Genomic DNA, 6571 nt, shown 5'->3' with positions numbered 1-6571 from the left:
CAATGTGTACGGGCCGGTCCGGGTCACGCATGCGTTCCTGCCGCTGCTGCAGGCGGCCGACAACCCGCGGGTGGTGATGGTCACCGGCGCCGGGGCTCCGGCGTGGCGGCCCTGCGGATCAGCATCTCCTCCCTGGCCGGGATCTCGGGGGACTTCGACAACGGCCTCGCCATCGCCCAGTCGGTGATCGAGGAATGCCGGGCCGACGGCATGATCGGGCTGCTGCCGCTCGCCCAGGCGGTGCTCGCGGCCCACCAGCTGTACCTCGGGCGCTTCCGCGACGCCGTCACGACCGCGACCGAGGGACGCCGGCTCGCCACCGACATCGGCCAGACGCACCGCATCGCGCACTTCGAGAGCGTCATGGCCATGGCGATGGCCGTCGAGGGCCGGGAACAGGACTGCCGTGAGCTCGCCGAGCGGACGATCTCGCACGGCACCGTCCATCCGGTGGCGACGATCGTCGGCTGGGCCGAGTGGGCGCTCGGCCTGCTGGATCTCGGCCAGGGCCGCTTCGAGGTCGCGCTGGAACGCTTCGAAGCCGCCGCCCGCGGACCGCTCCGGCACCAGATCATGCCCGTCTACTTCGCCCCCGACCAGATCGAGGCCGCCGTACGGCTGGGCCTTCCCGGCCGCGCCGCCGGGCCGCTCGCCCGCTTCGCCTCCTGGGCCACGGCCGCCCGCCATCCATGGGCCGACGCCGTACTGCACCGCTGCCGTGCCCTGCTCGCCCACGACGACGAGGCGGAGCGGCATTGGGAGCGGGCCCTACGATCGCACGCCGACGCGAACCGGCCGTTCGAACGGGCCAGGACCGACCTGCTCTACGGCGAGTGGCTGCGCCGCGCCCGCCGCAAGACCGAGTCCCGGACCCGCCTGCGCGCCGCGCTGGAGACCTTCGAACGCGCCGGCGCCGGCCCATGGGCCGAGCGGGCGCGCGCCGAGCTGCGCGCGGCGGGCGAGACCGTGACCCGGAGCGCCCCCGACCTGGTCGCCCTGCTCTCACCCCAGGAACTGCAGGTGGTACGCCTGGCCGCCACCGGCGTCACCAACCGGGAGATCGCCGCCCAGCTCTTCCTCAGCCCCAAGACCGTCAGCCACCACCTGTACCGGGCCTTCCCCAAGCTGGGCGTCGCCACCCGCACCGAACTCGCCCGCCTCGACCTGGGCTGAGAGGCACGCGGAGCCCGGAGTCCTCGCCTACAACTGACGCAGCACCTGCATGGCGTCCTGCTCGATGCGCGAAAGATCGCGGAGAATGACGCGTGCCTGCTCCAGATGCCCCACCTCACCGCTCTCCCCAGCCTTGGTGATCAACGCGGCGACGTCCGTCCAGAGGGGGGCGGCCTCGGCGTACAGCCGGTGACCGGCGCGGAGGTTGTCGTCGTCGATCAGCTCGGCGCACTCGCCGAGGAAGTCGCGATAGAGGGCGCGGAACAAGGCGCCGCCGGTGCCGGCTTTCTCCATGAGAAGGGCGGCCTGCGGAAGGTCCTGCCGCGGGTCGCCGACGCGCTGCAGCCATCTGGGCAGCTGTTCGGCGGCTTTGCCGATGCCGCGGTGACCGAGGTTCGCGATGGGAGCGGCGAGGAAGGCGTCGGCGCAGTCCCTGATGGCGGGGATGATCTGGTCCTGCCAGCGAGGCGGGTGCTCCGGCACGGTGATGGTGAAGGAGCGGTTCCTGGCGGTCATCGGGCCGCGTTCGGCCCGCGCCCTGGCCAGGCTGGCCTTGCTGGTGCGCACCGCTCCTCCCTGCTGGCCGGTGTCCACGAGGTGGACGTCGTGCTCGTCGTAGCCGTACATGGCGACGACGTGGCCGCCGAAGTGCACCTTGGAGCGGAAGTACTCCAGGTGGTAGCAGTCGAGCTGGAGGCCGACCGGCCGGCCGGCGTCGATGGGGGCGGCCACGTTCTCCCACGCCTTGCGTGCGGAGGTGGTCTCCTCGACCAGCAGGTTCAGTCCCAGCCTGGCGGTCAGGTTCCTGGTGAGCTCGAAAGGCTTGACGCGGCCGCCGAGGAACGGGAACGGCATGCTCTTGCTGTCCCAATAGATGAAGGACAGGCCCGAGCCCAGCCCGAACAGCATGGGCTCGGACAGATCAAGCCCTTCGTGCCGCAGCAGCACTCCCAGCGCCGTCGTCTCGCAGTGGTGCATGCCGCGAGGCTCGATGTCCTTCACCAGAGTCATACGTCGCTCTCCTCAACAACGGGGCGGTCGGCGGGTACGCGGCCACACCGGCCACCGGGATCGTCGGAAGTAGCTTGGGGTCTCCCATGGGGGGAGAGTCCAGCCGGTGCGCGATCCGCGAATCAGCCGGCGTCGGCCTGATCGCAGACGAAGCAGAACTCGTTGCCTTCGGGGTCGGCCATGACCTGGAAGGAACCTTGATCGTCGGTGGCCGTCTCGCCGATCCGCGTGGCGCCCAGCCTCAGTGCGCGGGTGATGGCCGGCTCGATCGCGTCGACCTCGATGTCCAGGTGCAACCGGTTCTTCACGGCCTTGTCCTCGGCGACCGGCTGGAAGGCCAGCCGTACGCCCCCGGGCGGTTCGACATGGGACCAGCCACGAGCGCGGTCCACCGGGTCACCGCCGAGGAGGGCCGCCCAGAAGCGCACCAACCTCTGCGGCTCCTGGCAGTCCACCACGATCTGGTTCAGGCGCGCGTGCATGACGGCCAGAGTAGCGATCGCTCCGGCTTCGGTGGCAGCCTGCTCCGCGACACCCGGCAGAGCGCCGAGCACCGTGGCCCGGCCGGGTCGGCTACCGGGATCCGTTCGCGTCCGCTGCGGCGTTCGGACGTTCCCGGGAACGCACGCCCTCGGGCGGAGCCGGCCGGCAGGCGAGGTAGGCGTCCAGGGCGGCGGCGCCTGTGAGCATGGCGCGGCCCCTGGCCGACAGCCGCGCGCTCCAGTCGCGCAGCGTCGACTCCAGCGGTGCGACGCCTCCGGCGGATCGGACCTGGGCGATCAGCGGGGCGATCTGCTCCAGCAGGTAGCCGCCCCGTCTGAGCTGGTGCGCCAGCCGGGCGTCGCGTACGTCGGCCGCGCCGTAGACCCGGTAGCCCGTCTGCGGGTCGCGGCGCGGCCGGACCAGGCCGGCGCGTTCCCATTTGCGCAGAGTGGCCGGGCGGATGCCGAGCCTCCTGGCCAGGGGGCCGATGAAGGTGTCGCCGCGTTCCTGCGGCACGGGCGCGAGGTCGCGGAGCGCGGCCTCGACGGCCTGGAGGGTGCGGCGGTCGTCGAGGAGCTGGGCGTGGCTCTCGTCGATGAGCCGCAAAGCGTCCTCCATGGCGTCCCGGTTGACCGCCTGCATGATCGACGTGGCCGTCTGGTGGCCGTGTCCGGCCACGAGGGCGAGGAAGGCGCGCAGGGCCTGCGCGTGCAGCGGCGTGTAGGTGCGGTAGCCGTGGAGGGTGCGTCCGGCGGCGGGCAGGATGCCGGCGTCCTCGTAGTTCCTGACCGCCTGGGTGGACAGGCCGTGCTCGCGCGCCAGGTCCACCGGCCTCATGGTGAGGGACCCACCTGGCGGAAGAGGAGGTTCACCGGCCGAAGTTTACCCGGACGGTCCAACGATGCGGTTGAGCGTCAGGCGCCCCCGAGGGCCCTGGCGGCGTCGTTCCAGAGCCTGCGCGCGAGGGTGATGTCGAGCGCCACTGGCCTCCCGCCTCAAAAACGGCGATCCCGACCTGGTACGGCAGCTCCCGCAGCAGGCGGGCGACCTCGAACTGTTCGCCCGCGTCAGACCCGGCGCCCTGTGCAACGCTGCCACGCCGATCCAGCCCGCAACGGCCTGATCCGCCACGACCGCCCCTTGTCCGGCCAGGCCTACGCCATGCACGCCGTGCTCACCGGGTTCGGCACCGCCATGACCGACCCGGCCACCGGGCCGCTCGGCGTCGACGACCCGGGCGAGGCCCTCGCCGATGTCGTGGCCCAGCTGCTCGAACCGCCCGTCGCCCCCGGCGAGCGGGCCGTCGCCGCGGCCGCCGGGGACACGGTCGCCGTCTTCCGCGAGACCAGGGACGCCGTGCCGGACCCCATCGAGCGCAGCCAGGTCAGCGCGGAAGCATGAGGAGAGGAGTACGGAGACGGTCCTCGCCGGGCCTGCGCCCCGGTCGTTCCCCGTTCGTGATCGGCTTGCGGCATCATCGCCGATCATGAAGAAGACGATCACAGTTGTGGCGGCCTGTGCCGCCTTGTCAGTGGTTGCCGCCCCGGCGCAGGCGGCACCCAAGGACCCCGTCAGCGCGCTGAAGGCCAAGCTCGTACCCGGGCACGGCGTGCGTTTCACCGAGACGGTCACCTGGTCGGACGGCACGGATCAGAGGGAGGTCCAGGACCGCAAGGGCGTCTTCCAGTTCGACAGGAAGGGCGTCGCCGCGTTCGACATCACGATCCATTGGGACGACGACGACTACGGGCGGCAACGGGCCGTCGGCGTCGGCAAGGTCACGTACCACAACGGCGGGGTCATGCCCATGGTTCTGCCGGAGGGCAAGACCTGGTACAAGGTCAAGAGGTTCGGAGTGCCCGACTCCTACGGCCAGATCATCAATCCGGCCGAGCCCCGGACCCTGGCCGCGCTGATCAAGCACGGGAAGCCGACGGCGAGCTCCGTCACCGGCACCATCACCTTCAAGGACCTCAAGCAGGTCTCGCCCTGGTGGGCGGGCGCGAACGCGGAGAAGTCGTTCGACGGCACGAAGGTCTCCTACACCCTCACGCTCACTTCGGCGGGCCTGGTGAGCAGGGTGCAGAGCTCGTTCACGGCGACGCAGGACGGGAAGCTCGCCACGGTCGCCGTGGACAGCCGCTACAGCGGGTGGGGCTCGAAGGTCTCGGTCAAGGCGCCGGATCCCGCCAAGGTCACCACCGACTTCCGCTGACCCCCGTCCCCGCTCCCCCGCTCCCCTCGCCGGCGACCCCGCGTCCTCCCGGCACTCTCCCTCGCCGTGAGTGCCGTGCACGGCCGCGGCGGTGACACGACGCCGGCCTGGAGCACCCGCCGCCGCCCGCCTGCCCGCGGGCGGCGGCCCCTACCGGCCTCCGGCGGCCGGCGGCGAGACCTTCACGCCGGTGGTCCAGAGGCAGGCGTCGGAGTGGACCAGCTCGCCGCCCTCCAGTTCGACCGAGTCGGGGAGGACCTTGGTCACCGGCGCGCCCACCTTGAGCGTGATGCCCAGCCGCTCGATGGCGCGCATCAGGTGGGCGCCGGCTGTTCAGCGTGAAGGCGTGCACGTCGGCTCCGGGGACGGCACTGGTGTCGGTCGAGCTGCCCAGGGCGTACACCAGGGCGTCGTACTCCAGCCTGTCCGCGCCGTCGTCGATCACCACCGTGCGCCCGTCCGGGTCGATCGCGGTGGCCGTGCCCTGCACGAACGTGATGCCGGTCCCGGCGAGCAGGTCGGGGATCCGGTGGTCGGCCAGTTGCTGCCCGGCGGCGATCTGGTGCATCCGCAGCCGCTCCCCAGCACGACGATTCGGTGGTCAATGCGCATGGCTTCTCACTCCCATGGTCGGGTCACCGGTTCAGGGTGGGGGGCCGATGACATCCATGGGACAAACAACCTCGATCGCACGTGACACACCGCCGATGTGATCTGAATCACAGGCTGCGGGTCTTCGCGGGAGAGGGCGCTCGAACGGCCGGGACCTACGGCTTGGCCTGCTGATTGAAGCGCACCAGGTTGCCCGAGGGGTCGCGGAAGGCGCAGTCGCGCGGCCCCCACGGCTGGTCGATGGGCTCCTGCAGGACCTCCGCGCCGGACGCGCGTACCCGCTCGAAGGTCGCGTCGAGGTCGTCGGTGCTGAAGACGATCATCGGCAGGACGCCCTTGGTGAGCAGCTCCTGCAGGGCGTCGCCGTCGGCCGGGGAACGGCCGGCGTGCGGCTCCGACAGCACGAACTCCGGGTCGGCCTGGTCCGGGCTGCCGAGCGTCACCCAGCGGAACCCGCCGGAGGCGACGTCGTTGCGCACCTCGAGACCGAGCGCGTCGCGGTAGAAGCCGAGCGCCTCGTCCACGTCGTTGACGGTGATGTGGCAGTACTTGAGTGCGATGGTCATGCCGCCCACGTTAGGCGGCGGCGGCCCGGCCCGCTTCTCCGATCCTGCTCGGCGGCTGCCCCGCCGGCGGCTTCCTCGTCGGCCGGGTGCGCGCCTTGGCCACGCACGCGGGCATCGCGTCCACGGCGCTGTGCTCCCGGCGGCGATAGGCGCTCGGCGTCTCCCCCACCAGCTCGGTGAAGCGCGAGCTGAACGAGCCGAGCGAGGTACAGCCGACCGCCATGCACGCGTCGGTCACGCTCATCCCCCCGCGCAGCAACGCCATCGCCCGCTCGATCCGGCGGGTCATGAGATAGCTGTACGGAGTCTCGCCGTAGGTCGCCCGGAACCGTCGCGAGAAGTGCGCCGGCGACATGAGCGCGTGGCGGGCCATCGTCGGCACATCGAGCGGCTTGGCGTACTCCCGGTCGATCAGGTCACGCGCTCGGCGCAGGTGAGCGAGGTTGGCGAGCTCTTCCGGGGTCATGGGGCGACCCTACCAACGCCCACCGACAGAACCCGCTTCCCCCGG

At 71.5% G+C, this 6571-nt stretch carries 9 protein-coding genes; 3 read left to right on the top strand and 6 right to left on the bottom strand.

The annotated features are described in order from the left end of the window. The first annotated feature begins 102 nt into the window (after positions 1 to 102). Positions 103 to 1173 carry a LuxR C-terminal-related transcriptional regulator gene (locus tag AB0H81_RS28890; RefSeq protein WP_358380859.1) on the top strand — a complete coding sequence of 357 codons (1071 nt, stop codon included), beginning with the start codon at positions 103 to 105 and terminating at the stop codon, positions 1171 to 1173. Between the two features lie 27 nt (positions 1174 to 1200). Here AB0H81_RS28890 and AB0H81_RS28885 read toward each other — a convergent pair whose 3' ends face one another. From AB0H81_RS28885 to AB0H81_RS28875, 3 genes are all read right to left on the bottom strand, one after another. Continuing rightward, positions 1201 to 2184: a BtrH N-terminal domain-containing protein gene (locus AB0H81_RS28885; protein ID WP_358380857.1), complete on the bottom strand. Its 984-nt coding sequence runs from the start codon at positions 2182 to 2184 to the stop codon at positions 1201 to 1203. Between the two features lie 122 nt (positions 2185 to 2306). Beyond that, the gene (locus tag AB0H81_RS28880) at positions 2307 to 2666 is read right to left on the bottom strand and encodes a VOC family protein (RefSeq protein ID WP_358380855.1); all 360 of its coding nucleotides are present in this window, start codon (positions 2664 to 2666) and stop codon (positions 2307 to 2309) included. 91 nt (positions 2667 to 2757) lie between these two features. Beyond that, positions 2758 to 3504, bottom strand: coding sequence for a TioE family transcriptional regulator (locus AB0H81_RS28875; RefSeq protein ID WP_358380853.1), 747 nt, complete (start codon positions 3502 to 3504; stop codon positions 2758 to 2760). Positions 3505 to 3750: 246 nt separating this feature from the next. Here AB0H81_RS28875 and AB0H81_RS28870 point away from each other — a divergent pair, with 246 nt between their 5' ends. Together AB0H81_RS28870 and AB0H81_RS28865 are read left to right on the top strand one after the other, a co-directional pair. Continuing rightward, positions 3751 to 4068 (top strand): hypothetical protein, encoded by a 318-nt coding sequence (locus AB0H81_RS28870; protein WP_358380851.1) that lies wholly within the window; start codon positions 3751 to 3753, stop codon positions 4066 to 4068. Between the two features lie 85 nt (positions 4069 to 4153). Then, positions 4154 to 4882 carry a hypothetical protein gene (locus AB0H81_RS28865; protein ID WP_358380849.1) on the top strand — a complete coding sequence of 243 codons (729 nt, stop codon included), beginning with the start codon at positions 4154 to 4156 and terminating at the stop codon, positions 4880 to 4882. A 150-nt stretch (positions 4883 to 5032) separates the two neighbouring features. On the opposite strand, the gene AB0H81_RS28860 is transcribed toward AB0H81_RS28865, so the two are convergent. The 3 genes from AB0H81_RS28860 to AB0H81_RS28850 form a co-directional block, all read right to left on the bottom strand. Further along, positions 5033 to 5197, bottom strand: a complete 165-nt coding sequence (locus AB0H81_RS28860; RefSeq protein WP_358380847.1) for a hypothetical protein — start codon at positions 5195 to 5197, stop codon at positions 5033 to 5035. A gap of 452 nt (positions 5198 to 5649) precedes the next feature. Then, positions 5650 to 6060, bottom strand: a complete 411-nt coding sequence (locus AB0H81_RS28855) for a VOC family protein (RefSeq protein WP_358380845.1) — start codon at positions 6058 to 6060, stop codon at positions 5650 to 5652. A gap of 10 nt (positions 6061 to 6070) precedes the next feature. After that, entirely contained in the window at positions 6071 to 6526 is a 456-nt protein-coding gene (locus AB0H81_RS28850) for a helix-turn-helix transcriptional regulator (protein WP_358380843.1), read from the bottom strand. Positions 6527 to 6571 lie beyond the last annotated feature (45 nt).

The organism is Nonomuraea sp. NPDC050691 (assembly GCF_040654455.1).
Taxonomy (GTDB): domain Bacteria; phylum Actinomycetota; class Actinomycetes; order Streptosporangiales; family Streptosporangiaceae; genus Nonomuraea.
Note: the sequence above shows the minus strand (reverse complement) of the source record. Positions and strands in the feature narration are given on the sequence as shown.